Source organism: Mycolicibacterium tokaiense, assembly GCF_010725885.1.
GTDB classification, from domain to species: domain Bacteria; phylum Actinomycetota; class Actinomycetes; order Mycobacteriales; family Mycobacteriaceae; genus Mycobacterium; species Mycobacterium tokaiense.
Genome location: NZ_AP022600.1, coordinates 5,348,605 through 5,373,895, shown reverse-complemented (window position 1 = coordinate 5,373,895; position 25,291 = coordinate 5,348,605). Strand labels below are relative to the sequence as shown.

General features: G+C 68.3%; 23 protein-coding genes. 13 read left to right on the top strand and 10 right to left on the bottom strand.

The window, feature by feature from the left end; all coding sequences use genetic code 11:
- The first annotated feature begins 163 nt into the window (after positions 1 to 163).
- The gene (locus G6N58_RS31130; protein WP_163908418.1) at positions 164 to 3,532 is read left to right on the top strand and encodes a hypothetical protein; all 3,369 of its coding nucleotides are present in this window, start codon (positions 164 to 166) and stop codon (positions 3,530 to 3,532) included.
- A gap of 19 nt (positions 3,533 to 3,551) precedes the next feature.
- On the opposite strand, the gene G6N58_RS25960 is transcribed toward G6N58_RS31130, so the two are convergent.
- A complete protein-coding gene (locus G6N58_RS25960; protein ID WP_115280936.1) occupies positions 3,552 to 3,947 on the bottom strand; it encodes a phage holin family protein in 396 nt (131 codons plus the stop codon).
- 313 nt (positions 3,948 to 4,260) lie between these two features.
- Here G6N58_RS25960 and G6N58_RS25955 point away from each other — a divergent pair, with 313 nt between their 5' ends.
- Positions 4,261 to 4,704 carry a universal stress protein gene (locus G6N58_RS25955; protein WP_115280937.1) on the top strand — a complete coding sequence of 148 codons (444 nt, stop codon included), beginning with the start codon at positions 4,261 to 4,263 and terminating at the stop codon, positions 4,702 to 4,704.
- 3 nt (positions 4,705 to 4,707) lie between these two features.
- Here the strand turns inward: G6N58_RS25955 and G6N58_RS25950 are convergent, their stop codons facing one another.
- Positions 4,708 to 5,385: an MBL fold metallo-hydrolase gene (locus G6N58_RS25950; protein WP_115280938.1), complete on the bottom strand. Its 678-nt coding sequence runs from the start codon at positions 5,383 to 5,385 to the stop codon at positions 4,708 to 4,710.
- Between the two features lie 132 nt (positions 5,386 to 5,517).
- Between G6N58_RS25950 and uvrA the strand changes: the two genes are divergently transcribed.
- Entirely contained in the window at positions 5,518 to 8,430 is a 2,913-nt protein-coding gene (gene uvrA / locus G6N58_RS25945; protein WP_115280939.1) for an excinuclease ABC subunit UvrA, read from the top strand.
- Here uvrA and G6N58_RS25940 read toward each other — a convergent pair.
- A complete protein-coding gene (locus G6N58_RS25940; protein WP_115280940.1) occupies positions 8,420 to 9,595 on the bottom strand; it encodes a winged helix DNA-binding domain-containing protein in 1,176 nt (391 codons plus the stop codon). The two genes, uvrA and G6N58_RS25940, sit on opposite strands and share 11 nt — an antisense overlap.
- The gene (locus G6N58_RS25935) at positions 9,592 to 9,882 is read right to left on the bottom strand and encodes a PspA/IM30 family protein (RefSeq protein WP_115280941.1); all 291 of its coding nucleotides are present in this window, start codon (positions 9,880 to 9,882) and stop codon (positions 9,592 to 9,594) included. The genes G6N58_RS25940 and G6N58_RS25935 overlap by 4 nt, the downstream gene beginning before the upstream one ends.
- Positions 9,883 to 9,949: 67 nt before the next feature.
- On the opposite strand from G6N58_RS25935, the gene G6N58_RS25930 reads away from it, so the two are divergent.
- Positions 9,950 to 10,606: a response regulator transcription factor gene (locus G6N58_RS25930; RefSeq protein ID WP_115282057.1), complete on the top strand. Its 657-nt coding sequence runs from the start codon at positions 9,950 to 9,952 to the stop codon at positions 10,604 to 10,606.
- The gene (locus G6N58_RS25925; protein ID WP_115280942.1) at positions 10,603 to 11,775 is read left to right on the top strand and encodes a sensor histidine kinase; all 1,173 of its coding nucleotides are present in this window, start codon (positions 10,603 to 10,605) and stop codon (positions 11,773 to 11,775) included. Before G6N58_RS25930 ends, G6N58_RS25925 begins: the two co-directional genes overlap by 4 nt.
- Here the strand turns inward: G6N58_RS25925 and G6N58_RS25920 are convergent.
- Genes G6N58_RS25920 through G6N58_RS25905 form a run of 4 tightly spaced genes read right to left on the bottom strand, consistent with a single transcriptional unit; the run spans position 11,769 to position 17,268 of the window.
- Positions 11,769 to 12,140, bottom strand: a complete 372-nt coding sequence (locus G6N58_RS25920) for a hemophore-related protein (RefSeq protein WP_115280943.1) — start codon at positions 12,138 to 12,140, stop codon at positions 11,769 to 11,771. The genes G6N58_RS25925 and G6N58_RS25920 overlap by 7 nt on opposite strands.
- A 57-nt stretch (positions 12,141 to 12,197) precedes the next feature.
- The gene (locus tag G6N58_RS25915; protein ID WP_232068010.1) at positions 12,198 to 13,502 is read right to left on the bottom strand and encodes an alpha/beta hydrolase-fold protein; all 1,305 of its coding nucleotides are present in this window, start codon (positions 13,500 to 13,502) and stop codon (positions 12,198 to 12,200) included.
- A gap of 52 nt (positions 13,503 to 13,554) precedes the next feature.
- Positions 13,555 to 16,851, bottom strand: coding sequence for a bifunctional lysylphosphatidylglycerol synthetase/lysine--tRNA ligase LysX (lysX, locus tag G6N58_RS25910; protein ID WP_115280944.1), 3,297 nt, complete (start codon positions 16,849 to 16,851; stop codon positions 13,555 to 13,557).
- 54 nt (positions 16,852 to 16,905) lie between these two features.
- Positions 16,906 to 17,268: a DUF1844 domain-containing protein gene (locus G6N58_RS25905; protein ID WP_115280945.1), complete on the bottom strand. Its 363-nt coding sequence runs from the start codon at positions 17,266 to 17,268 to the stop codon at positions 16,906 to 16,908.
- 194 nt (positions 17,269 to 17,462) lie between these two features.
- Between G6N58_RS25905 and infC the strand changes: the two genes are divergently transcribed.
- Genes infC through G6N58_RS25885 form a run of 4 tightly spaced genes read left to right on the top strand, consistent with a single transcriptional unit; the run spans position 17,463 to position 19,550 of the window.
- Positions 17,463 to 18,140 (top strand): translation initiation factor IF-3, encoded by a 678-nt coding sequence (infC, locus tag G6N58_RS25900; protein WP_115280946.1) that lies wholly within the window; start codon positions 17,463 to 17,465, stop codon positions 18,138 to 18,140.
- Positions 18,141 to 18,148: 8 nt separating this feature from the next.
- Positions 18,149 to 18,343 carry a 50S ribosomal protein L35 gene (gene rpmI / locus G6N58_RS25895; protein WP_068917312.1) on the top strand — a complete coding sequence of 65 codons (195 nt, stop codon included), beginning with the start codon at positions 18,149 to 18,151 and terminating at the stop codon, positions 18,341 to 18,343.
- A 44-nt stretch (positions 18,344 to 18,387) separates the two neighbouring features.
- On the top strand, positions 18,388 to 18,777 hold the full coding sequence (gene rplT / locus G6N58_RS25890; RefSeq protein WP_068917311.1) for a 50S ribosomal protein L20: 390 nt from the start codon (positions 18,388 to 18,390) through the stop codon (positions 18,775 to 18,777).
- Between the two features lie 23 nt (positions 18,778 to 18,800).
- Positions 18,801 to 19,550 (top strand): TrmH family RNA methyltransferase, encoded by a 750-nt coding sequence (locus G6N58_RS25885; RefSeq protein ID WP_115280947.1) that lies wholly within the window; start codon positions 18,801 to 18,803, stop codon positions 19,548 to 19,550.
- A gap of 71 nt (positions 19,551 to 19,621) precedes the next feature.
- Here G6N58_RS25885 and G6N58_RS25880 read toward each other — a convergent pair whose 3' ends face one another.
- Entirely contained in the window at positions 19,622 to 19,933 is a 312-nt protein-coding gene (locus tag G6N58_RS25880) for a hypothetical protein (protein ID WP_115280948.1), read from the bottom strand.
- A gap of 125 nt (positions 19,934 to 20,058) precedes the next feature.
- Between G6N58_RS25880 and G6N58_RS25875 the strand changes: the two genes are divergently transcribed.
- The gene (locus G6N58_RS25875; protein WP_115280949.1) at positions 20,059 to 20,538 is read left to right on the top strand and encodes a nuclear transport factor 2 family protein; all 480 of its coding nucleotides are present in this window, start codon (positions 20,059 to 20,061) and stop codon (positions 20,536 to 20,538) included.
- Positions 20,539 to 20,561: 23 nt separating this feature from the next.
- Here the strand turns inward: G6N58_RS25875 and G6N58_RS25870 are convergent, their stop codons facing one another.
- Complete coding sequence (locus G6N58_RS25870; protein WP_115280950.1) at positions 20,562 to 21,272, bottom strand: GntR family transcriptional regulator; 711 nt, start codon at positions 21,270 to 21,272, stop codon at positions 20,562 to 20,564.
- A gap of 445 nt (positions 21,273 to 21,717) precedes the next feature.
- On the opposite strand from G6N58_RS25870, the gene G6N58_RS25865 reads away from it, so the two are divergent.
- The 3 genes from G6N58_RS25865 to G6N58_RS25855 all read left to right on the top strand — a co-directional run bounded on the left by G6N58_RS25865 (position 21,718) and on the right by G6N58_RS25855 (position 25,213).
- Positions 21,718 to 22,677 (top strand): ABC transporter permease, encoded by a 960-nt coding sequence (locus G6N58_RS25865; protein WP_115280951.1) that lies wholly within the window; start codon positions 21,718 to 21,720, stop codon positions 22,675 to 22,677.
- Positions 22,678 to 22,739: 62 nt separating this feature from the next.
- Positions 22,740 to 23,129: a thioesterase family protein gene (locus G6N58_RS25860; RefSeq protein WP_115280952.1), complete on the top strand. Its 390-nt coding sequence runs from the start codon at positions 22,740 to 22,742 to the stop codon at positions 23,127 to 23,129.
- On the top strand, positions 23,126 to 25,213 hold the full coding sequence (locus G6N58_RS25855) for an acetate--CoA ligase family protein (protein ID WP_115280953.1): 2,088 nt from the start codon (positions 23,126 to 23,128) through the stop codon (positions 25,211 to 25,213). Before G6N58_RS25860 ends, G6N58_RS25855 begins: the two co-directional genes overlap by 4 nt.
- The last annotated feature ends 78 nt before the right edge of the window (positions 25,214 to 25,291 follow it).

The following is a 25,291-nucleotide window of genomic DNA, read 5'->3' as shown; positions in this document are numbered from 1 at the left end:
CCACTGCTTGGCAACGGTTCCATAACCCCCCGAATTGTCGAACGGGCAAAGCCGTGAACCCTGGATACGTTCTCCAGCGAACGCCGCTGTACGAGGAGCCGGGGAGAACATGTCAAAGACCACGAATCGCATCGCCATAGGCGCCGCTGCCACAGCAGGGTGCTTGTGGGCGGTTCAGCTCGTCACTCCGCTGACGATGATGCTCGCCGAAGCTCCGGCCAGCCCCGGCATTCCGTGCGTGGGCATTCTGAAGGATTTCGGCCCCGCGACCCCCGGCACTCCGGGCTCGGTGCAGGACATCACGACGGTGGTCCCCGGTGTGGGTTCACCCGGGATGTCTCCGGACCAGCTGCTGACGTCGACGACGAATCTGATGCCCGGGTCGCCCGGACTGCTCGGCGGCAATGCGGCCGATTCGACGGCGCGGGTGACCCCGAACCTGCCGGGCTATCCCGGCGGGCCCGCCCCCTCCTCGACCCGGGCCGCGCTGCCGGGTGTCCCGGGTACCCCCGGTGGCCCCGCGGTGACCTCCACCTCAGGTGGGACGCCGCCGGTTCCGGGTGCTCCGGGCGCTCCCGTGGTCGACTCGACGACGGGTGTCCTGCCGGGTGGTCCCGGTACTCCGGGTGGTCCGGCGGCCACTCCGGTCTCGGGTGGCACGCCCCCGGTTCCCGGTGCGCCCGGCGCCCCCGGTGTGGAGTCGACCACCGGTGTCCTGCCGGGTGGTCCCGGCACTCCGGGTGGCCCGGCGGCCACTCCGGTCTCGGGTGGCACGCCGCCGGTACCCGGTACTCCGGGTGCGCCCCTTGTTGATTCGTCGGGGGCAGGCCTGCCTCCCGGCCCCGGTGGCCCAGCGCTGCCGGCCATCGATTCCTCGGCCGGCCCCCTGCCGCCCGCTCCCGGTGCTCCGGCGATCCCGACCGGCGGAGCCATCGACACCGCGCTGCCTCCCGGTGGCGCGCCGGTTGTCGACGCCGCCGGCGCCGGTGGCCCCGGCGCTGCGGGTGCCCCGATCGCGGATGCCGGCGCGCTGGGTGCCGGCGGAGCGGGTGAAGGCGCAGGTGAGGGCGTCGGTGGTGGCGCGGGTGCGCCCGCCGCGGCGCCCGGTGTCGAGGGTCTGCCCGTGATGGACGCCTCTGCCGGTGTCGCGCCGGCCCCCGCGGGCGCGCCGCCCATCCCCACCGGTGGTGTCGTCGAGGCGGGACCGCCTCCGGCGCCCCCGATCCCGGCCGCCCCGGTACTGGACAACGGTGGCGTCGTCGCGCCCCCCGGACCGGGTGCTCCCGCCATCCCGGTGGGTGACAACGGCGGCCTCGTGGCACCGCCCGCCCCGGGTGCTCCGGGTGTTCCGGTGGTGGACAACGGTGGTGTGGTGGCCCCGCCCGCACCCGGTGGTCCCGGTGTCCCGGTGGTGGACAACGGTTCTGCGGCAACGCCGCCCGCCCCGGGCGCTCCGGGCGTGCCGGTGGTGGACAACGGTGGTGTGGTGGCCCCGCCCGCACCCGGTGGTCCCGGTGTCCCGGTGGTGGACAACGGTTCTGCGGCAACGCCGCCCGCCCCGGGCGCTCCCGGCGCGCCGGTGTTCGACAGCGGCGCCGTGGTGCACCCGCCGGCCCCGGGAACCCCAGGCATCCCCGCGGTCGACATCGGCAACGTCGTGACCCCGCCCGCACCCGGTGTCCCGGGCGTGCCGGTGGTCGAGAACGGCAATGTCTCGACGCCGCCCGCACCTCCGCTGCCGGGGGCACCGGCAGGGGAGAACCGTGCCGACTTCACGCCGGGCACCCCGCCCACCCCGGGTGAGCCGTCGGTCGAGACCCGTCAGATCGTCACGCCCGGCACACCCGGGACGCCGGGTGAGCCGCGGATCACGCCCTACATCGGCTTCAACCCCGGCGAGCCGGTCGAACCCGAGCTGCGGACCGTCGAACCGCCGCGCATCAACATCCCGCCGGGGGGCAGCTACCCGGCCACGCCGAGCTTGCAGCCCAACAACATCGTGACCCCGCCGGTCCCCGGTGGACCCGGTGCGCCGATCGTCGACTCCGGCAGCATCTCCACCCCGCCGGCGCCGGTGGATCCCGCGGTGCCGACCCTGCGCGACACCAGCATCTCGACCCCGCCGGCTCCCGGCGTCCCGGGTGCGCCCGTCGTGGACAACGCCGGTGTGGCGACCCCGCCGGCACCGGGCACGCCCGGTGCGCCGGTGGTCGAAACCGGCAACGTGGTCACCCCGCCCAGCCCCGGTACCCCCGGTGCGCCCGCTGGTGATGACGGTGGTGTGGTGACGCCTCCGGGCCCGGGCACGCCCGGTGTTCCGGTGGGGGACAACGGTGGTGTGGTGACGCCTCCGGGCCCGGGCACGCCCGGTGTTCCGGTGGGGGACAACGGTGGGGTGGTGACGCCTCCCGGACCCGGTACGCCCGGCGCGCCGTTCGGTGACACCGGCGCCGTCGTGACACCTCCTGGCCCCGGTACGCCCGCGGTGCCCGCCGGTTTCCCCGGCGCCGGTGCGGTGCCCCCCGGCGGTCTGCCTGCCGGTGCTCCCGTCGCGGACGCCGGAGGTGCGCCGGTCCCGCCGCCCGGTGCCCCGGGTGGTGCCCCGGTCGCGGATGCCTCCGGGCTGGCCGCTCCCGCCGGTGGTGCCGGTGAGGGCGCCGGCGTCGATGCCGGGCCCGGCGGTGCTCCCGGTGGTGCGGCAGGTCTTCCCGGTGCCCCCGTGGTCGATGCTGCCGGCGCGCCGGTCGCCGACGCCGCCGGCCTGGGTGCGCCCGCAGGCGCCCCCGCCGTGGTCGGCGGACCTCCGGCGGGAATCCCCACCGGCATCGGCATCGGCAACCCGCCGGCGCCGGGGGTGCCCGGTGGTGGTGTGCCGACCGGTGTTCCGGGTGTGACTCCGCCGGGACCGGGGGTGCCCGGTGGTGGTGTGCCGACCGGTGTTCCGGGTGTGACTCCGCCGGGACCGGGGGTGCCCGGTGGTGGTGTGCCGACCGGTGTTCCGGGTGTGACTCCGCCGGCGCCGGGGGTGCCCGGTGGTGGTGTGCCCACCGGTGGCCCGGGTGCGGTTCCGCCGGGCCCCGGTGGCCCGGGCAGCAGCATCCCGACCGGCATCCAGATCAACACGCCGCCGACGGGTCCGATCCCCGGGTCCTCGGCAGCCACCGATCTGGGTCTGACGACGCCGCCAGCTCCGGGAACACCCGGTGCGCAGGTGTTCGATCAGGCCTCGCAGATGCCTCCGGGCGTGCTGCCGGTGCTGGGTACCACGTCGTCCTGGGTCACCAGCCTGATCCCGCAGCCGACGCTCGGTGCGCCGCCGGCCAACGCCTCCGGGTTCGCCAGCCTGTTCCCGCAGCCGGGACTGGACCTGCCCGAGATCCCGGGAATCCCCGTGCCGGTGCCGGACAACATCCCGCTGAATCCCACCAGCTTCATCTGCGAGGGCACCAGCTGGTCGGCGACAGCCACCGATGCCGATGGCGTGACCCTGCCGGGTAACCCGCCCGCAGATCGCCGGGAGGACTGGGGCTGACCCCGCGCGCCACCCGCAGCTAGCTGCGGGTGGCGTCCGGAATCAGAAGCGACAGCAGCCAACTGACGACGGACAAGACGATGGCGCCCCAGATGGCCGTCCACCAGAACTCATCGACATCCAGGCCCCAGTGAGTGGTGTTGCGGGTGATCCACGAGGTGATCCACAGCATCAACGCGTTGATGACGATGTGGATCAGCCCCAGAGTCAGGATGTAGAGCGGGAGGGCGACGAGCTGCACGATGGGCTTGATGATCGCGTTGACCAGGCCGAAGACCACCGCCACCACGAAGATGATCCCAGCCCGGGCCAGGGTGCTGTCCTCACCGCCGACGAAGTAGATGCCGGGCACCAGTAGCGTGACCACCCAGAGGGCGAATCCCGTCACCGCGGAACGAACCAGGAACAGCGTCATGCACTGATCTTGGCACGCGGGTCTCGGCGCGCCAGAAGAACATTGTCCAGTTTCGCTGTGCCGCAGGTGGTCCGACTCACGCCCTCGCTCGGTTGTGGCTCGGGCAACCACGTGCGTGAGACGCTTGACACGTGTCGGCAAGCTCACCCCACGTGCGGTGGTGGCGCTTTTTGCGCAGGTCGGGGAGCTGATTTGCGCGTCGATGCCGGTTGATGTGTCCGCGAAACGCACCCGGCGTCAGCCGAGAACGGGTTACTGTTTCGGTTGGCTTTGTCACTGAACTGCTTTGTCAATGAACTGTGGGAGGACATGGATGAGCGGCTACAAGACCGTGGTGGTCGGCACCGATGGTTCGGATTCGTCCCTGCGTGCCGTCGACCGGGCCGGTGCCCTCGCCTCGGATCCCGGTGCGAAGGTCATCATCGCCACCGCCTACTTCCCCTCGGCAGAAGACTCCCGCGGCGCCGACGTCCTCAAGGACGAGGCCTACAAGGTCTCCGGTAATGCGCCCATCTACGCGATCCTGCGTGAGGCCAAGGACCGCGCCAAGGCTGCGGGTGCGGCCAACATCGAGGAGCGCCCCATCGTCGGGGCGCCCGTCGATGCCCTGGTCGAGTTGGCCGATGAGGTCAAGGCCGACCTGCTGGTGGTCGGCAACGTCGGGTTGAGCACCATCGCGGGTCGGCTGCTGGGCTCGGTCCCGGCCAACGTGGCTCGGCGGTCCAAGACGGACGTGCTGATCGTCCACACCACCTAGGGCTCAGAAGCCGCGCTCGCGCCATTCGCCGAGGTGCGGACGCTCGGCGCCCAGCGTGGTGTCATCACCGTGGCCGGGGTAGACCACCGTCGTGTCGTCATAGACGTCGAACACCTTGGTGGTCACATCGCCGAGCAGCGTCTCGAAATCCCCGGGCTGCCACGTCTTGCCGACCCCGCCCGGAAACAGGCAGTCGCCGGTGAACAGGTGGGTGACACCGCCGGTGGCGTCACCGCCCAGAGCCAGGGCGACCGAGCCGGGAGTGTGGCCGCGCAGCGCGATCACGTCGAAGGTCAGGTTTCCGATACTGATGGTGTCGCCGTCGGCCAGCTGCCGGGCGGGTGCCACCGGCAACTCCTTGCCGTCGACGGCGCTGGCCGCGGTCGGCACCCCGGTGGCGCCGGCCACCGCTTCCAGCGCCTGCCAGTGGTCGAAGTGCTGATGGGTGGTGACGATCAACGCCAACTGCGGAGCATGGGCTCCGATGACCTCGAGCAGCGTCTCGGCATCGTTGGCGGCGTCGATGAGTAGCGACTGCCCGGTCTGGGAACAGGTGACCAGGTACGCGTTGTTGTCCATCGGGCCCACCGAGACCTTGACCACCGAAGCTGCGGGCAGGGTTCGGCGCGCGCCGGTGCCGGGATCGACGTGGCCGGTGTACTGGTCAGCGATGACAGTCATGGTGCCCGAGCCTACTGGCTCGGCGAACCGGCACGGAAGGTTGTCGGTGGGTCGACATAGCATGGACCGCGACGTCTGTGGAGGTTCGGGGGAACCTGCCATGAACTGCAGAAACACGTAGAAAGGTACCGGGTGGCTGAGCGCCTGATCGTCAAGGGTGCGCGCGAGCACAACCTGCGCAGTATCGACCTCGACCTGCCCCGCGACGCGCTGATCGTCTTCACCGGACTGTCGGGGTCCGGCAAGTCGTCGCTGGCGTTCGACACGATCTTCGCCGAGGGGCAACGTCGGTATGTCGAGTCGTTGTCGGCGTATGCGCGCCAGTTCCTCGGGCAGATGGACAAACCGGACGTCGATTTCATCGAGGGTTTGTCGCCCGCGGTGTCCATCGACCAGAAGTCCACCAACCGCAACCCGCGGTCCACCGTGGGCACCATCACCGAGGTGTACGACTACCTGCGCCTGCTGTACGCGCGCGCCGGCAGTCCGCACTGCCCGGTCTGCGGCGAGAAAATCGCCAAGCAGACACCCCAGCAGATCGTCGACCAGGTGCTGGCCATGGACGAAGGTCTGCGCTTCCAGGTGCTGGCGCCCGTGGTGCGTACCCGCAAGGGTGAGTTCGTCGACCTGTTCGAGAAGCTCAACACGCAGGGCTACAGCCGGGTCCGGGTGGACGGCACGGTGTATCCGCTCACCGATCCGCCGAAGCTGAAGAAGCAGGAGAAGCACGACATCGAGGTGGTCGTCGACCGTCTTGCCGTCAAGGCCTCCTCCAAGCAGCGCCTCACCGACTCGGTGGAGACCGCACTGGGTCTGGCCGACGGCATCGTCGTGCTGGAGTTCGTGGACCAGGAAGAAGACGCGCCGCACCGGGAGCAGCGCTTCTCCGAGAAACTGGCGTGCCCCAATGGCCACGCTCTGGCCGTCGACGACCTGGAACCCCGGTCGTTCTCCTTCAACTCGCCCTACGGCGCCTGCCCGGAATGTGTGGGCCTGGGCATCCGTAAAGAGGTCGACCCCGAATTGGTGGTGCCCGACCCCGAGCTCACCCTGGCCGAGGGCGCCGTGGCGCCGTGGTCCATGGGCCAGACCTCGGAGTACTTCACCCGGATGATGTCGGGTCTGGGTGACGCGATGGGCTTCGACGTCAACACGCCGTGGCGCAAACTCCCCGCCAAGGCGCGCAAGGCCATCCTGGAGGGCTCCGACCACCAGGTGCACGTGAAGTACAAGAACCGGTACGGACGCACCCGGTCGTATTACGCGGACTTCGAAGGTGTCATGGCGTTCCTGCAGCGTCGCATGGAGCAGACCGACTCCGAGCAGATGAAGGAACGCTACGACGGGTTCATGCGCGACGTTCCCTGCCCGGTCTGCAACGGCACCCGGCTCAAGCCCGAGATTCTCGCGGTCACGTTGTCCGCGGGCGATTGGGGCGGCAAGTCCATCGCCGAGGTCTGTGCGCTGTCGGTGGCCGACTGTTCAGACTTCCTCAACGCCCTGACCCTAGGCCCCCGGGAGGCGGCCATCGCCGGGCAGGTGCTCAAAGAGGTGCAGTCGCGGCTGGGCTTCCTGCTGGACGTCGGCCTCGACTACCTGTCACTCGAGCGCGCCGCCGGCACGCTGTCCGGCGGCGAGGCGCAGCGCATCCGGTTGGCCACGCAGATCGGTTCGGGTCTGGCCGGGGTGCTCTATGTGTTGGACGAACCGTCCATCGGGCTGCACCAGCGCGACAATCGCCGGTTGATCGAAACCCTCACGCGCCTACGGGATCTCGGTAACACGCTGATCGTCGTCGAGCACGACGAGGACACCATCGCGCACGCCGACTGGGTGGTCGACATCGGTCCGGCGGCCGGCGAACACGGTGGGCAGGTGGTACACAGCGGGACCTACCCCGATCTGCTGGCCAATGCCAAGTCCATCACCGGCGCCTATCTGTCGGGCAAGGAGCGCATCGAGGTGCCCGCCATCCGGCGGCCGATCGACCACAAGCGCCAGCTCACCGTCGTGGGGGCCCGCGAGCACAACCTCCAGGGCATCGACGTCGCCTTCCCGCTGGGTGTGTTGACCTCGGTCACCGGGGTGTCGGGGTCGGGCAAGTCCACCCTGGTCAACGACATCCTGGCCTCGGTGCTGGCCAACAAGCTCAACGGCGCCCGTCAGGTTCCCGGCCGGCACACCCGCATCAACGGGCTGGATCATCTCGACAAGCTGGTTCGTGTCGATCAGTCGCCGATCGGTCGCACGCCGCGGTCCAACCCGGCCACCTACACCGGCGTCTTCGACAAGATCCGCACGCTGTTCGCCGCGACCACGGAGGCCAAGGTCCGTGGCTACCAGCCGGGCCGCTTCTCGTTCAACGTCAAAGGTGGCCGCTGCGAGGCCTGTTCGGGTGACGGCACCATCAAGATCGAGATGAATTTCCTGCCCGACGTGTACGTGCCGTGCGAGGTGTGCCACGGCGCGCGCTACAACCGCGAGACCCTCGAGGTGCACTACAAGGGCAAGACCATCTCCGAGGTGTTGGACATGCCCATCGAGGAGGCCACCGAGTTCTTCGAGCCCATCAGCTCGATCCACCGCTATCTCAAGACCCTGGTCGACGTGGGTCTGGGGTATGTGCGGCTCGGCCAACCCGCGCCGACCCTCTCCGGTGGTGAGGCGCAGCGCGTCAAGCTGGCCGCCGAGTTGCAGAAGCGCTCCACCGGGCGCACCGTGTACATCCTGGACGAGCCCACCACCGGGTTGCACTTCGAGGACATCCGCAAGCTGCTCAAGGTGATCAACGGCCTTGTGGACAAAGGTAATTCGGTGATCGTGATCGAACACAACCTCGATGTCATCAAGACCTCGGACTGGATCATCGACATGGGTCCCGAGGGCGGATCCGGCGGCGGCACGGTCGTCGCGCAGGGGTCCCCGGAGGATGTGGCAGCGGTCCCGGAGAGCTACACCGGCAAGTTCCTGCGTGAGGTGCTCGAAGCGCCGGTGGTCAAGCCCGCGGCAAAGCGGGCACCCCGCAAACGCAAGGTCAGCGCCTAGCGATTGTCTTCGACAGCGGTGACGGGAACCGCGGACTGACCGTGGTTCCCGCCAACCATTCGGTAAGCTCGGTGGCCTTGCGCTGCAGTGCTTTTCGTGTGTGGGCGCCGGGGTCCTCGAGCAGTTCCAGCTGCACCCGGCCCTCGGTGTCCTGGTTCCAGGCGCCGATCACCCGGCCGTTGTGCCAGACGGTGGGGCCGGCGTTGCCGTTGGTGTCGAACAGGTGGGTGCGGTGGGCTCCTAGGTACCAGTCGCGCTCGAACCAGCCCATGGTGGTGATGTCCAGGCTGGGCAGCAGCGCCACCCAGTGGTCGGGCGCCGGCACGGGCTCCAGGTCGTCGGCCAGGGCATAACCGGGCGCCCCGTCCAGATCCACCTCGACAGCCCCCGCGGCCTGCAGCGCCGCGCGGCAGGCGGTCAGGGTGCTGCCGAACCACCACTTGACGTCGGTGAGGGTGGCCGGTCCGAAGGCCCCTAGCCACGTGTGCACCAGTGCGGCTCGTGCCTGCTCGGCGGGCCGTCGCTGCACGGGGCCCACCCACTGCTCGGCGCCCACCCAGCGTGGTCGGGACGTGATCCACGAGCCGTCGTTGGGCCCGCGGACGATGTCTCCGTGCACGGCCAGCACGGTCATGACCCGCGGAGCGATGTGCCCGACCGCTCCGTAGGCCTTGCCGGGGGCCGGGTTGTAGGTCCCGGTGAGTTCGGGCAGTGCGGTGCGCAGCTCGGTGCTGCTGGCGTGGCCGTGTTCGCCCAGGTACGTCAGCACCGCGGCCGAGGCCGCTTCCAGCCAGGCTGCACCATCGGCGGCCACGCCGGCAGATTCGACGTCGGCAATCAGCCGGCGGCGCTCGGTGGCCGCCACGCGGTCGCTGGCGCCGGGCAGGATCACGGGCAGATTCGCGGCGTTGACCAGCCACAGCGTGCGCCGCATTGCCAGCTGTTTGACCAGCGTCCGGTGCTCATACAGCTGAGCATCGAGTGCAGCCCTGCGGAAGTCGGGGCGCCGCGCCCACAACGACAGGTACGGCGTCGCGGGGTCGGTGGCGTGCCAGCCGACCAGCGCCGCCGTCATCGCGGGGATGGACAGGTCGGCATTCGGTTCGCCGAGGAAATGCCGTTGCGCCAGCCGTGCCCGGCGTTCGGCGACGGTGAACGTCCTCAGCTGTTGTCCGACTTCATCTGCGCGCGGATCTGGGCCAGCCGTTCGGCGGCGGCCCGTTGCCGGGCCTCGTACTGCTCCTCGACGCTGCGGCCTTCCGGCGTCGCAGCATCCAGCTCGGCCGCGCCGATCGCAGTGCCGGCCCGGGTCTCGATCTTCTCGCGCACCATGTCGAAGGTGGGCACCCCGCCCGGGGTGTACCCGGTCTCCTCGGGGGCCACCGGCCCCGGCTCGGCGGGCGGCACCAGTTCGGCGTCGATGACGGGTTCCTCAACAGGTTCGTCCGGCATGGCCTCACGGTACCGCTGTGCGGCGCCCTCACACGCCCCCAACACCTCGTCCAGGGAGGATGGTCTGATGCGGGTGCTGGTGGTGGAAGACGAACAACTGTTGGCCGACGCGATCGCCACGGGGCTGCGGCGCCATGCCCTGGCCGTCGACGTGGTCTACGACGGGGAGGCCGCTCTGGAGCGGGCCACCGTCAACGACTACGACGTGATCGTGCTCGACCGGGACCTGCCGCGACGCTCCGGGGACGAGGTGTGCGTGGAGCTGGCGGGCTCAGGCGGTGCAGCTCGGGTGCTGATGCTGACCGCCGCCGCCCGGGTCGACGAGCGGGTGGCGGGCCTGGGCCTCGGTGCCGACGACTACCTCACCAAACCGTTCGCCTTTGCTGAACTGGTGGCCCGGGTTCAGGCGCTGTCGCGACGGGCCCGCCCTGCTGCGCCCACGGTGCTGGAACGCGCAGGCATCCGGCTCGACCCGCACAGCCATGCAGTGACGCGCGATGGACGTCCGATCGCGCTGTCGCGCAAGGAGTTCGCGGTGCTGGAGGAATTGTTGCGGGCCGACGGCGGGGTGGTCTCCGCAGAACAGCTGCTGGAGAAGGCCTGGGACGAGAACACCGACCCATTCACCGGGGTGGTGCGCTACACCATCATGATGGTGCGCCGAAAACTGGGAGAGCCCGCCGTCATCGACACCGAACCAGGTGTGGGATACCGACTCTCATGAGGCGCTCGACCATTCGCTGGCGGCTGGCCCTGCTCTACGGGGGCGCGTTCTTCTTCGCCGGCGCGGTGCTGGTGGCGGTGATGTACTTCAACCTGGAGCAGACGCTGGACCGTCGTCCCGGCGCCGCGGTGCAGGGGCTGGTGCGCCAGTTCCTCAACCGCAACGAGCTGCCGGACAAGCCGTTGGCCAACGATCTGTTCGAGGCCATCGTCGCCCAGGCCGAACAGCAGCGGCACGAGACGATGCGCACCATGCTGGTGTGGTCGTTGGCGTCGCTGGGGGTCACCGGCATCGCCGCGGTCGGCTTCGGGTGGTTGATGGCCGGCCGGGCGTTGGCCCCGCTGCAGCACATCACCGGTACGGCCCGCCGGGTCGCTGATCGCAACCTGCACGAACGCATCGCCTTGCAGGGACCTGACGACGAGATCAAGGATCTGGCCGACACCTTCGATGCCATGCTGGAACGCCTCGACCGGGCGTTCGACGGCCAGCGGCGCTTCGTGGCCAACGCCTCCCACGAACTGCGGACCCCGCTCACGATCAACCGGACGCTGATCGAAGTGGCACTCGAGGACTCCGGCGTGTCCGAAGACACCCGCCGACTGGGGGCCACTCTGTTGCAGGTCAATCGGCGACATGAGCGCCTCATCGAGGGGCTCATCACCTTGGCGGCCAGCGAGGAGGGTTTGGCGCAGCGGGTGCCGGTGGATCTCGGCGACGTGGTGCGCCGCGCTGTTGGGGTGGCCGAGCCGGAAGCCCGGCGCGCCCGCGTCGACGTGGTGATGACGATCGCCGAGGCCACCGCACTCGGGGACCGGGTGTTGCTGGAGCGGCTGGCACAGAACCTGGTGGACAACGCGATTCGGCACAACGTGCCGGAGTCGGGGTGGGTCCGGGTAGCGGTGCAGGCGCACCGGGACGGGGCGCAGTTGACGGTGGAGAACTCCGGGCCGGTGATTGCAGCGGCGGCGGTCGACGGGCTGCTGGAGCCGTTCCGCCGTCCCGGTGGCGACCGGATCGCCGAATCGACTGACAGCACCCGGCCACGCGGCGCGGGCCTCGGATTGTCGATCGTGCGTTCCATCGTGCGCGCACACCACGGCGGGCTGGAGGTCATCGCCCGGCCCGACGGGGGCCTGGTGGTCACGGTCACCCTGCCCGCTCAGTAGTTCGGGCAGGTCTGGGCCACCCGCTCCATCCGCGCCGTCATCTCCTGGCCGGCGGGGGAGGCGCGGCGCTCTTCGGCGATCCTGGCCATGTCGGGGTTGCGGTCCAGGAAACCCTGGATGCGTTCTCGGCGCTGATCGACGGGCAGGCCCAGCAGTTCCTGCACCCGGTTCTGTGCGCCGGGGTTGGCGGCCAGCCTGTCCGCGGCGCGCGGTGCTTCGGCCCGCAGTGCCGCTTCGAGTTGGGGGTACGTGCAGCTGGTCTGGATCAGCGGGCCGTCCAGCGGCAACGCCGACGCCGCGGGCATGGTCAGCGTAGCGGCAGTCAGTGCGGCCAGGGCAGTGGTGGTCACGATGGTGGTGCGCATGGGAATCCTCCTCAGATAGGGAGGTCTCAGCACACCACGGTCGCTGTTGGGCCGATGTTAGGACGTCAGGGTGCTCGCCGACGCCGAGGGCGTGTGCAACGCGGTGGCCAGCCACGGCAGGGAGTTGGCGAATGCGGTTGCGGCAAAACCCCAGTCGTGATTGCCGGGCAGCGGCACCACGGAGCTGTCGATGCCGGCATTGTGCGCGGCGGTGTTCAGAGTCTGGGCGGCTTGCGCCTGGCTGGCCTGGCTGAACTGGGGCAGCGGACTGACGAACAGGCCGGCGGTCGAGGTGTACTTTCCGTGTGACTGCATCACCGTGACGGGATCGAAGCTCGCTTCGGCGGCGGCGTTGCCGCCATAGAGCCGGGCCAGGGTCTGACTTGGGTCGCCCGCGTTGGGTGCGATGTCGCCTGCCATGTCGTCGAACGCGCCGAACTGATCGGGGTGCATGGCTGCGAGGTCCACGGCACAGGTGCCACCCATGGACCACCCCGCAACACCCCACCGGCTCGCGTCGTCGCTCACGCCGAAGTGTGATTCAACGTACGGGACAAGATCTTTGGTGATGTGGTCGGCGGCGTTGCCGCGCGGTCCGTTGACGCACTCGGTGTCGTTGTGGAACGTGCCCACCACGTCGGCGAAGACGGTCACCGGCGCGTTGCCCTGATGAGCGGCCGCATAGGCGTCCAGGGTATTGATCGCGTTGCCTGCGCGCAGCCAGTCTGCGGGAGTGTTGAATTCGCCGCCGATCATCACCACGGCCGGCAACTCGGGCGGGGGACTGGTGGCGAACCAGGCCGGTGGCAGATACACGTATTCGTCGCGGTGGGTGAAGTGTGACGCGTCGTCGGGGACGCTCACCTCGACCACCCGGCCCTTGGCCGGGAGCTGATGCTGTGTGCGGGTGTTGGCCACCAGGGCGGTGACGTCGGTGGCGTTGATCTGGTCGGGCAGGGGTCCGGCGGTCAGCTGGTTCCAACCGGCTTGCACATCGGGCACGTAACCCACCCAGAGGTTGACGCTCAGCGCCGCGCTCAGCACGCACAGCGGCACCGCCAGCACGGTGACCGCCCGTCGCCAGTGGGCGGCACTGCGCCAGCCGAGCACCAGCACCGCGGCGGCGAACCCGGTCAGGGCCACCCACACCCACAGCCCGCGCGGTGGTGGGGTGTCGCCCCAACCCTCATCGGAGATGTACCAGTACAGCCACAGCGTCACCCCGATGCCGATGACGACGCTCAGGGGCAGCAGTACCCGACGCCACCGCCGGGTGCGCCAGCCGATGGCCAACGCCAAGGTGGTGGCGGCGGCCGCCTGCGTCGCAAGGGGCACCACACCGTGCAGCAACGAAATCGACACTCCGTCATCGTGACCCGCGATTCTTAAGGGTCGCTGCGAGGCGGCTGTGAACTCAGCGGGGTTTGGCCAGGGGGAACGGCAGGGTTTCGCGGATGCTGCGCCCGGTGATCATCATGACGATGCGGTCCACCCCCATGCCGAGACCACCGGTCGGCGGCATCGCGTATTCCAGGGCCTGCAGGAAGTCCTCGTCCAGTTCCATCGCCTCGGGATCACCGCCGGCGGCCAGCATCGACTGTTCGTGCAGCCGCCGCCGCTGCAGCACCGGGTCGGTGAGCTCGCTGTAGGCGGTGCCCAGCTCGACCCCCCACGCCACCAGATCCCACCGCTCGGCCACACCCGGCTTGCTGCGGTGCGGGCGGGTCAGCGGGGACACCGAGGCAGGGAAGTCGGTGTAGAAGGTGGGTGCCTCGGTGCGGTCTTCCACCAGATGCTCGTACATCTCGAGCACCACCGCTCCGGCGTCCCAATGGGTCTGGTACGGGATGGCGGCGGCGTCGCAGAGCCTGCGCAGTGCGGGCACGTCGGTGTCGACGTCAATGTGCTCGCCCAGTGCGTCCGACACCGCGTCGTGCACCGTCTTGACCGCCCACTGCCCGGAGATGTCAACAGGTTCCAGGGTGCCGTCCGGGCCCGGGCGCATGATCACGTGGGCGCCGTTGGCGGCCATCGCCGCGTTCTGGATCAACTCGCGGCAGCCGTCGATCCACACCAGGTAGTCGGCGTGCGCCTGATAGGCCTCCAGCAGGGTGAACTCGGGGTTGTGGCTGAAGTCCACTCCCTCGTTGCGGAACGCGCGGCCCAGTTCGAACACCCGCTCCACGCCGCCGACGCAGAGCCGTTTGAGATACAGCTCCGGTGCGATCCGCAGGTACAGATCGAGGTCGTAGGCGTTGATGTGCGTGGTGAATGGGCGGGCGTTGGCCCCGCCGTGGATCTGCTGCAGGATCGGGGTCTCGACCTCCAGGAAACCCTTGTCGAACAACGTCTCCCGGATGGCGTGCAGCACCTGGCTGCGAGCCCGGATGAGGTCGCGGGCTTCGGTGTTGATGGCCAGGTCCACGTACCGCGCCCGCACCCGCGCTTCCTGGTCGGTCAGGCCCTTCCACTTGTCCGGCAGCGGGCGCAGGCACTTGCCGATCAGCCGCCACGATGCCACCAGAACCGAGCGGGTGCCGGTGCGGCTCACGCCCATCACGCCGCTCACCTCGACCAGATCGCCGAGATCGATGGCGGCGGTGAACTCGGCGGTGGCGAGCGCGGAATTGTCCAGCAGGACCTGCGTCTCGCCCGACCAGTCGCGCACCTGGGCGAACAACACACCGCCGTAGTCGCGCAGTCGCAGGATCCGCCCGGCCACGGTGACCTCGGTGCCATCGGTCTCGGCCAGCGCGGAGGCCACGGTGTGGCTGGGTTCCTGACCTACGGGATAGGCGTCGATGCCGTTGTCCTGCAACCACTTCAGCTTCGCCATCCGGACCCGCACCTGTTCCGGCAGCCGCGGCGTACCGGACTCCTGGGTCGGGTCCGCAGGCAGCGCCGCCGCGCCGGGGGTGCTGCCGTCGTCGTGCAGTGCGCCGGTGTTCGCCAGTGCCGCGGGCACCGCCGAGTGCTGGCCGGTGTGTTGTTCGGTGCGGCGGGTGAAGGGCAGCACCAGGAAGCCTTCGGCGATCACCGACGCCACACCCACCCGCGGGATCAGCCGGGCGTCCTCGTAGCACGCGAACCGCGGCACCCATTCCGGCTGGTATTTCATGTTCGAGCGGTAGAGCGTCTCCAGCTGCCACCAGCGGGAGAAGAAGACCAGCAGCCCCCGCCACAGGCGGGCCACCGGTCCGGCGCCCAACTGCGCACCCTCCTCGAACGCCGAACGGAACATCGCGAAGTTCAGCGAGATCCGTGTGATGCCGAAATTCTCGCCCTGCAGACACAACTCGCTGACCATCAGTTCGACGGTGCCGTTGGGAGATTGGCGGGATCGGCGCATCAGGTCCAGGGACACGCCGTTGCTGCCCCACGGGACCAGTGACAGCATCGCGACGGTCTGGTCACCCTGCACCGCCTCCACCAGCAGGCAGTCGGCGTCGGCGGGATCACCGAGGCGGCCCAGGGCCATGGAGAACCCGCGTTCGGTGTTGGTGTCGCGCCATTCGTCGGCGCGTTCGATCACCTGCGTGAGTTCCTCGGCGGACAGCTCGCGGTGCCGACGGATCCGCACCGTCAGCCCGGCACGGCGTGCGCGGGTGACGGCCTGGCGCACCGGCTTCATGTCCGGGCCGGACAGCTTGTAGCGGTCCGGGTACAGGATGGCTTCGTCGCCGAGTTCGAGTGCGTGCAGGCCGGCGTCGCGGAAGGCCTGCGCGGCCTGGGCGCTGGCGCCCATCACCCCGGGGGCCCACCCGTAGGCCTCACACAGCCGCAGCCACGCGTCGATGGCGGCCGGCCAGGCGCGGGGATCGCCCACCGGATCCCCACTGGCCAGACACACCCCGACCTCGACCCGGTAGGTGATGGCCGCCCGGCCGTCCGGAGCGAAGACCACCGATTTGTCGCGGCGGGTGGCGAAGTAGCCGAGTGAGTCGTTCTTGCCGAAGACCTCGAGCAGGCCGCGGATGGCCGACTCGTCCTCGCCGGTCAGTGCGTTGTCGGCTTGCTGCGACCGGAAGAGCACCACCGCGGCGACCATCAGCGCCAGTGCTCCGAACAGGCCGAGCAGGGCGTTGATGATGACGCTGGGGTGTTGCCCGTCGAAGGCGCCGCTGTCGACTCCGGCGAAGGCCACCACCCGGTTCAGCGCATAGGCCAGGCGGTAGTCGCGCTCCAGCGTTCCGGGGAACAGCTCGAGCAGGCCCCACCCGATGCCGATCCCCAGTGCCATCCCGGCCAACAGGGTTCCCGCGGCCTTGACCAGCGCGGCCCGGCGCACCCGCGCCCAGAATTGCCGGTGGGCGACGATCAGGAAGACGATCGCGGCGGCGTGGAACACCAGACCGATCACCTCGCCGATCTCCTCGCCCACCGGTTCGCCACCGGTGAGCAGTTCGGCGATGTTCACCAGCGTCGCAGCGAGCATGTACAGCACCAGGATCCACCAGGCGATGCGTTTGCGGGCGGCCAGTGCCGCGGCCAGCAGCGCCAGCACGAACGCCCAGGCGAAGCTGGTGTCGGGGAAGTTGAAAATGTAATCGTCGACGAACTCCCGCGGGATCCGGATGATGTGTCTGACCAGCGGCGAGACGCTGGCCAGCAGCGAGAGCGTGGCGATGACGCCGACGGTCCACCCGGCCGCCGCGGGGACCCAGCTGAAGCGGGCAGGCGTCTTGTGGACCGGGCGGTCGACGAGGGTCATGGCCGGGAGGATATGCGCAGGCTCCGCAAATATCCTGGAGAAACCCCCGGTTGGCTACCAGACCGGGCCGGTGTACTTCTCGCCGGGACCTTTGCCCGGCTCGTCGGGGTGGGCGCTGGCTTCGCGAAACGCCAGCTGCAGACTCTTGAGACCGTCGCGGACCGGACCGGCGTGGGGGCCCAGATACTCGACGGAGGCGGTCACCAGGCCGGCCAGCGCGGTGATGAGCCGGCGCGCCTCGTCCAGATCGCGGAACGGGCTGTCGTCGGGATCGGGATGGGACAGTCCGAGCTTCTCGGCGGCGGCACTCATGAGCATCACCGCTGACCTGGTGATCACCTCGACTGCGGGCACCTCGGCGAGCTCGCGCACCTCGGCTGGATCGGCGTCTGCAGCGATTCTGGGATCTTCGGTCATGCCTGGTAGACTTCCATGCGCGACCGTCCCGGCTCACGCCAGGACAGCAAGTGGAGTCCCACTCCCACCGTTCACCGCACAGGTGCAACGGTCCGGTCACCGACATCCTAGATGTCGTTTCTGCGCGATGCGCAGGCGGTTCATCCCGCGACCGGTCGGCTTTGGGCCCTGCTCCGTGCAGGGCTTTTTTGCTGATGACGTGGTTTCACTTCTGTCTGTCGGTCTACGACAGTGGAACAAACCAGGGAGGCCCCATCAGCACTGAGACTCGCATCAACGAGCGCATCCGCGTACCCGAGGTCCGTTTGATCGGACCGGGTGGCGAGCAGGTTGGCATCGTGCGCATCGAAGATGCTCTGCGCGTAGCCGCCGATGCCGATCTCGACCTCGTCGAAGTGGCGCCAGACGCCAAGCCGCCGGTCTGCAAGATCATGGACTACGGCAAGTTCAAGTACGAGACGGCACTCAAAGAGCGTGAATCTCGCAAGAACCAGCAGCAGACCGTCGTCAAGGAACAGAAGCTGCGTCCCAAGATCGACCCGCACGACTACGAGACCAAGAAGGGTCACGTCGTCCGCTTCCTCGAAGCCGGTTCGAAGGTCAAGGTGACGATCATGTTCCGCGGACGCGAGCAGTCGCGGCCCGAGTTGGGCTTCCGGCTGTTGCAGCGTCTGGGCGCCGACGTCGCCGACTACGGCTTCGTGGAGACGTCCGCCAAGCAGGACGGTCGCAACATGACGATGGTGCTGGCCCCGCACCGCGGTGCCAAGACCCGCGCCAAGGCCGCCCAGGACGCGGACACCCCGGCGCCTCGCTCCGGCGGCCCGGCTCCGCAGCCGACCGACAACCCAGACACCACCCAGCAGAACTGAGGATCCCCATGCCCAAGGCAAAGACCCACAGCGGCGCTTCCAAGCGTTTCCGTACCACCGGCACCGGCAAGGTGGTGCGGCAGAAGGCGAACAAGCGCCACCTGCTCGAGCACAAGGCCACCAAGCGCACCCGTCGCCTCGACGGCCGCACCGTTGTGGCTGCCACCGACACCAAGCGTGTCAAAGCCATGCTCAACGGCTAGACCCACAGACCTTTTGCCCGATTAGATAGAACGAGGAACATCACATGGCACGCGTCAAGCGCGCAGTCAACGCCCAGAAGAAGCGGCGCACAGTACTCAAGGCGTCCAAGGGCTACCGCGGACAGCGGTCACGCCTGTACCGCAAGGCCAAAGAGCAGCAGCTGCACTCGCTGACCTACGCGTACCGGGATCGCCGGGCCCGCAAGGGTGAGTTCCGCAAGCTGTGGATCTCGCGGATCAACGCTGCGGCCCGCGCCAACGACATCACCTACAACCGCTTGATCCAGGGTCTGAACCTGGCCGGCGTCGAGGTGGACCGCAAGAACCTGTCGGAGATCGCCATCAGCGATCCCGCCGCGTTCACCGCTCTGGTCGAGGTGGCCAAGGCCGCGCTGCCCGCGGATGTCAACGCTCCTGCCGGAGAAGCTGCCTGACGCTCACCGAGCGCTCCAACCGGGTGGCTGCAGCGAGCAAGCTGCAGAAAGCCTCCGAACGTCGCCGCGCCGCACGCTTTCTCGCCGAAGGTCCCAACCTCGTCGAGGCATCGCTGCGGCGCGGTGTCGTTGAGGAGGTGTACGCCACCGAGGCTGCGTGGGAGCGCTTCGCGGTGCTGCTGACCGGTGCACCCGTTCAGCTGGTCACCGAGCGTGCCGCAAAAGCGTTGTCCGACACGGTGACTCCGGTGGGCTTGGTGGCGGTGTGCCGCACGCCTGTGGTCGATCTGTCGGCCATTCTGGCGGCGTCGCCGCAGCTGGTGGCCGTTGCGGTGGAGACCTCTGATCCCGGTAATGCGGGGACGTTGATCCGGCTGGCCGACGCCATGGGTGCCGCCGCGCTGATCCTGGCCGGCAACAGCGTCGATCCCTACAACCCGAAATGCCTGCGGTCCTCGGCGGGCAGCATCTTCACCCTCCCGGTGGTGTCGATCTCCGACACCCTGGGATTGATTCGCGATCTGGTGTTCGCCGAGCTGGTGGTGATGGCGACGACGCTGGACGGCGAGCGGTCACTGGACTCGTTGGATCTCAGCGTGCCGACCGCCTGGCTGTTCGGCTCCGAGGCGCACGGGCTGCCTGCCGACGTGGCCGCGGCCGCCGATGTGCGGGTGACCATTCCCATGTCCGGGGGAGCCGAGAGCCTCAATGTGGCTGCCGCCGCGGCCATCTGCTTGTATCAGAGTGCCGCCGCGCACCGGGCGGGCGGCTAGTCACGGCGCCCTCCTCCGGCCGCCGAGATCGCTGAAGTGCCCGTCTCTGAGCGACAATTCAGCGACATGTCTCACGCCGCCTCGCGCGGAATCGCTGCTGCGCGCGCACGCAGAGCAAGCACCCGTTGGTCGATGCGGTACTCGGTGGACCGAGGCAGTACACCCGGTCGGTACACGCCGCGTTCGGACCGGGCCACCCGGTGGTGTCTCATCTCCCACCGCAACGCGTCCGAGACCGCTTTGGACGGCCGACCGACCACGTCGAAACCCTGGAGGGCCAAGCCGTCAATCAGCTCATCGACGGTCGAGGGTCCGTGGTCGAAAAGGTACGTGGTCAGCAGGTAGCGCAACTCGATGCCCCGCACCGGGATCCCGTGGCTCATGTCCGCACCTTGGCACACGCCGCCGACATACCGCCGCTGTCGCTGAGGTGTCGCGCAGAGGCGGGCATCTGCGGAGATGGAATGCTCCCCGAATCACCCGTGTTTGGGTAGGGGAGGACTCCGTGATGACCGGTGGAAGGGGCGTGGACGTGTTCGGCAAGAGGCTTCTGTACGCGGCATTCACCGGCTGTGTCGCGATCACCATGGCGGCGTGCGGCACCAGCACAACGCCCGACGCGCCCGTCCCGCAGGCGCTCGAGCGGCTGCGGGAAGCCATCAACTCCGGTGATCCGCAACAGGTGGCGAACTGCTTCACCCCCGACTTCCGCTCTGAGCTGCCCCACCACCCCGAACGCAGCTTCACCGGCACCGATCAGGTTCTGGAAAACTGGACGGCGATGTACGCGCTGGCGCCGAACCTCAACGCCAGGATCCTGCGCACCGCAACCCACGACGACGAGCTGTGGTCGGAGTGGGAGATGACGGGCACCAAGACCTCGGGTGAGCCGGTCACGTTCATCGGCCCGGTCATCGCCACCACCCGAGACGGGCTGATCTCTTCGGTGCGGTTCTATCTCGACCGCGTTGATCAGCCGACCGGCTGACCGCGGCGTGTCCGAAACCGCGATCAGTCGTCAGAACCGCAGCAGGGTTGCACCACAAGCGCTTTTGCCATCTGAGTGCGGCCGCCGCGGAGATGCTGGGCGAGCAGTGACACGCACTCCTGATCCCCGGCAGCCCAGGCTTCGAAGATCCGTGGATGCTGGACCATGCCGCGCGGCGCGACGACCGGCAGGCGGTACATCTGCACGAGGTAGCGCTGTACCCGCTGCCAGATGGGTTCCAGGGTCTGACGAGACACCTCGGTGGTGGCCGGCAGAATCAACGCTGCGTGAAAGTCTCGGTGCGCATCCTGGAATCGGACCGGCTCGCCCACCGGGTCCAACCGGTTCATGGCATCCAGTGCGTGTTTGGCGGCGGCCACATCCTCGTCGGTTTTCACTGTGCAGGCACGCCCGATCAACGCGGTCTCGATGATGAGCCGCAGATCGTAGAGCCCGTCGATCTCGTCGGCGCTCAGTTCGGTGACCCGCGCCCCGTGGTTGGGGATGCTGCTGATCAGTCCCTCTCCTTCGAGGGTTCGTAGCGCCTCGCGCACCGGGATGTGAGAAACCTTGTAGCGGTTGCGAATATCGTCGACGACGATGCGAGATCCGGGCTCGAGGTCGTTGGCCAGGATCCGGCTGCGCAGTGCCACCACCAGGCGCTGGGTGACGGTGGTGGGGCCGCCGTCGGCATCGCCGGACCGCGCCCGGCGCAGATCCTCAGACGGGGTCATCCTCGGAGGATAACGGCCAGGCCGCGGATGGTGCCGGTCCGGGAGGGCGAGCCCTCGCAGCGGTCGGGGCGGCGAGTGAATCGTGGTTCTGGGGTAGCGGACGGCATGTCGCTATATTATATTCTTCCGAGAGAAGCTGCGACGTATGCCAACGGGGCCGCCGGTGAGGCGCTGAGATCAGCCCCCGAGCTCTGGGTACATGCCTTGCAGCAAATCCATGATGGCCAATTGAATTTCTGTGTGACTGTAATTGAGAAAGCTCAGCCACCTTGCTGAAAGCTGCGCTCACAGGAACTGGCTTTCGACATCTGCGGCCATGAGTAGACTTCAAAAGTGTTCTCTAGCAGTAACTTAATGCTCGAATTGGAAGAGTTCACGCTGCCGAAACAAGTTTCACAGGAACTAAACGTAGCGCCATCAATATCAATGTGATTAAACTGCCGCTGTGCTTCTTTACGTACTCCGGCGAATAGCGCAGGCAATGCTCGTCCTCTGGGCGGCCTTCACCCTCGCATTCCTGATCCTGTTCATCATGCCGTCTGACCCGGTACGGCTGGTGCTCAACTCCGGTGGTGCCGGCAATGTCGCCGCCACGGTCTCACCCGAGCAGATCGCGGCCATCAACGCGCAGTTCGGTTTCGACCGTCCGCTGGTGGTGCAGTACTTCTCCGCCTTGGGCAACGCCCTTCAGGGAGACTTCGGCACGTCGTTGCAGACGCGGCAGCCGGTGGTTGACGAAATCGCCGCTGTTCTTCCCGGCACCCTCACGCTCGCGGCGCTCGCACTGATCTTCGCGGTGCTCTGGGGTACCACCTTGGCAGTGTTGAGTACCTACACCCGCATGAGCTGGCTGCGCCAGATCCTGCTGTCGTTGCCGTCGGTCGGGGCGTCGGTGCCGGCATTCTGGTTGGGCCTGCTCCTCATTCAGCTGTTCTCGTTTCAGCTCGGGTGGTTCCCGCCGATGGGCAACAACGGTTGGAAGAGCCTGGTCATGCCGATGTTGACGCTTTCGCTTCCCGTCGGTGCTGCGATAGCACAGATCCTGGCGCGCAGTCTGCGGACCGCGATGGCGCAGCCGTACGTCGTGACGGCACGGGCCAAAGGCGCCTCCCGCATCCGGGTGCTGCTGCACCATGCCGTACGCAACGCGGCCATCCCGCCGCTGACCGTGATGGGGTTGCTGGTGGGTCAGCTCATTGCCGGATCGGTGGTCACCGAAACGGTGTTCTCGCGGACCGGACTCGGCAGGCTGGTCGTCTCTGCGGTCAACCGCCAGGACATTCCCGTGGTCCTGGGCGTTGTGGTCCTCTCAGCGCTGATCTTCGTGATCACCAGCCTGATCGTCGACCTCGTGTACTCCGTGATCGATCCGCGGGTCAACGTGCGATCCCTGACTCGCGTCTGAATCCTGTTGCGCCACCTCAATCTCACTTCGAACCAGATGCTCGTTATCAATGAGAGGAACAGATGACCGACTCCATCCCGGTGGGCGCCGTGGGCACCCGCACCTGGATTGTGGACAGCACCAGGACGATTCAACGGGGACCGGCCGAGGTGTTCTCCACCCCCAACATGGTCCTGCTGATGGAGGAAGCGGCCATGGACGCGCTCTCTCCGTTCATCACCACCAGCCAGGAGACCGTGGGCAGCACGGTCGACGTCGCACATGTCGCCGCCACTCCGGTCGGCATGACGGTCACGGCCACAGCGACGGTCACCGAGGTCGACCGTCGCCGAGTGGCGTTCGAGGTCGAGGCGCGCGACGAGGTCGAGGTGATCGGCCGTGGAACGCATGAACGCTTCGTCATCGAGCTGGACCCCTTCGTGGCACGTCTTGCCAAGAAGAATCAAAAGTGAACGACGACAACATTTCAGCTCTGTTCTCGCCGTCCTCGGTGGCCATTGTCGGTCTGTCGGACCGCAAGGGCTCCGTGGGCGCCGGTTCGCTGGCCAACCTACGCAGGTTCGGCTACCGCGGCGACATCTGGGGTGTGCATCCCAAGCGCACCGAGATATCCGGGGTGCCGTGTTACCCCTCATTGGGCGACGGTCCGGCGGTGCCCGACGCGGTGATCATCTGCATCGGCGGTGAAAGCGTGGTGACCGCCGCCCAGGAAGCGGGAAAGCTCGGTGTGAAAGCCGCGGTCACGTACGCTTCCGGCTTCGCCGAGGTGGCCGGGGGCGATGCGCTGCAGCAGCAACTCACCGATATCTGCCTCGCCGATGACATTGCCCTGGCCGGCCCCAACTGTCTGGGGGTGTTCTCCCCGGCGCACCGGTCTGCACTCTACTATTCGACTCTCCCGGAGGACATGGCGCCGGGCAATGTGGCGCTCTTGTCGCACTCCGGCTCGATCTGCATCGCCATGGTGTCGTGCGGCCGGTTCGAATTCTCCCATGTCGTGTCGGCCGGCAATGAGGCTGTGCTGGACGCCGGAGCATTCCTGAGCCATTTCGCGGCCGATCCCGGCGTTCAGGTGATCGCTCTGGTGGTCGAGACCGTCAGGGACGTCGAGTCGTTCCGCTCGGGCGCCCTGGCGGCTGCTGCCGCGGGCAAGCCGGTGGTCTGCTTGAAGCTCGGTCGCACGGACGTGGGTGCCAAGGCCGCAGCAGCACACACCGGTGCTCTGGTGGGCAGCTATCACGAATTCCTGGCGTTCGCGGAGTCATTGGGTGTGGTGGTGGTCGGAGACCTCGATGAGATGACCGAGACGATCGAGCTGTTCTCCCGCGGTGCGGTTCCCACCGGCGGCGGGCTGGCCATCCTCAGCCTGTCCGGCGGCGAGAACTCCCTGGTGTCGGATCTGGCCACAGATGCAGGTATCACCTTCCCCGAGCTCACCGAGCCCACCGTGGCTCAGCTGCGGGCAGTGCTGCCGGACTTCGCCAACCCCCGTAACCCGTTGGATGCCACCGGAACGGCGGTACACGACGGCGACATGTACCGCGCCGCCCTGCGCGCGCTGACGGCTGACCCCGGCGTGGGCCTGATCGGAGTGGGGCTCGACGCCCCCACCGGGTTGGATCGTCCGCACGCACACAACTACGCCAGAATCGCCGGCGACGTCGCGCAGGTGGCGGCGGAGACCGACAAGCCCATCTTCTTCCTGTCCAGCGTCGGCGCCGAGATCGACCCCTTGGTCCGCGGAGCATTGGGGCCGGTTCCCGGACTGCAGGGCATCCGGGAAGGCATGGTCGCCGCCGGTGCCGCGCTGGCCTACCCGGGACTCGTCGACCGCGCCCGGGCCCGCCAGGCAGCGGCGGAGTCTGCCGAGTCGGTCGTCCCGATCGAATTGCCCGGGCTGACGCCCCGTGACCTGGTGTCGGCGTACGGGCTGCCGGTGCCCGGTGGGGAACTCGTCACCGACGCCCAGGCTGCGGCAGCCGCGGCGCAGCGCATGGGATTCCCGGTGGCACTCAAGGTGTCATCACCGGACATCACTCACAAGACGGAAGTCGGTGGGGTGGTGCTGGGTATCGGTTCTGCCGACGAGATGCGTGCCGCGTTCGCGGCGATGCAGGCGGCCGTCGGTGCGGGTGCGCCGGCGGCACGGGTCGACGGGTACCTCGTCGAGGAGATGGTGGCGCCCGGAGTGGAACTCTTGGTGTCCCTGCGGCGGACGGCATTCGGCATGCTCGTCACGGTCGGATTGGGCGGCATTCTGGTCGAACTCATCGGCTCCGCCGCCAGTGCGCTGGCGCCGCTGACCGAAGGGGACATCGACACCCTGCTGCGCGACTCGCGCGCCGCGGAGTTCCTCGCCGGCGTGCGCGGTGCCCCCGCGGCCGATGAGGCACAGTTCCGAGCCCTCCTGGTGACACTGAACCATCTAGCGGCCTCGCTGGACGACCGCGTCACCGAGGTCGAATTCAATCCGGTCACCGTCTTGCAGAAAGGCCTACGCATCATCGATGTAGTGATCACCGCCGACGCATCGTAGCGCCTGCGACGCACCGCAACTGCCATCCCAGCCGGAACGCCAAACCAGCTGGAAATCAACCATTTTCGAGGAGACAAT

Excerpts from the sequence above, each read along its gene's own strand:
- G6N58_RS25960 (WP_115280936.1), bottom strand. The coding sequence starts at position 3,947 with ATGACGCTGTTCCTGGTTCGTTCCGCGGTGACGGGATTCGCCCTCTGG.
- G6N58_RS25955 (WP_115280937.1), top strand. The coding sequence starts at position 4,261 with ATGAGCGGCTACAAGACCGTGGTGGTCGGCACCGATGGTTCGGATTCG.
- G6N58_RS25950 (WP_115280938.1), bottom strand. The coding sequence starts at position 5,385 with ATGACTGTCATCGCTGACCAGTACACCGGCCACGTCGATCCCGGCACC.
- G6N58_RS25935 (WP_115280941.1), bottom strand. The coding sequence starts at position 9,882 with ATGCCGGACGAACCTGTTGAGGAACCCGTCATCGACGCCGAACTGGTG.
- G6N58_RS25930 (WP_115282057.1), top strand. The coding sequence starts at position 9,950 with ATGCGGGTGCTGGTGGTGGAAGACGAACAACTGTTGGCCGACGCGATC.
- G6N58_RS25925 (WP_115280942.1), top strand. The coding sequence starts at position 10,603 with ATGAGGCGCTCGACCATTCGCTGGCGGCTGGCCCTGCTCTACGGGGGC.
- G6N58_RS25920 (WP_115280943.1), bottom strand. The coding sequence starts at position 12,140 with ATGCGCACCACCATCGTGACCACCACTGCCCTGGCCGCACTGACTGCC.
- lysX (WP_115280944.1), bottom strand. The coding sequence starts at position 16,851 with ATGACCCTCGTCGACCGCCCGGTCCACAAGACGCCTGCCCGCTTCAGC.
- G6N58_RS25905 (WP_115280945.1), bottom strand. The coding sequence starts at position 17,268 with ATGACCGAAGATCCCAGAATCGCTGCAGACGCCGATCCAGCCGAGGTG.
- infC (WP_115280946.1), top strand. The coding sequence starts at position 17,463 with ATGACGTGGTTTCACTTCTGTCTGTCGGTCTACGACAGTGGAACAAAC.
- rpmI (WP_068917312.1), top strand. The coding sequence starts at position 18,149 with ATGCCCAAGGCAAAGACCCACAGCGGCGCTTCCAAGCGTTTCCGTACC.
- rplT (WP_068917311.1), top strand. The coding sequence starts at position 18,388 with ATGGCACGCGTCAAGCGCGCAGTCAACGCCCAGAAGAAGCGGCGCACA.
- G6N58_RS25880 (WP_115280948.1), bottom strand. The coding sequence starts at position 19,933 with ATGAGCCACGGGATCCCGGTGCGGGGCATCGAGTTGCGCTACCTGCTG.
- G6N58_RS25875 (WP_115280949.1), top strand. The coding sequence starts at position 20,059 with ATGACCGGTGGAAGGGGCGTGGACGTGTTCGGCAAGAGGCTTCTGTAC.
- G6N58_RS25870 (WP_115280950.1), bottom strand. The coding sequence starts at position 21,272 with ATGACCCCGTCTGAGGATCTGCGCCGGGCGCGGTCCGGCGATGCCGAC.
- G6N58_RS25860 (WP_115280952.1), top strand. The coding sequence starts at position 22,740 with ATGACCGACTCCATCCCGGTGGGCGCCGTGGGCACCCGCACCTGGATT.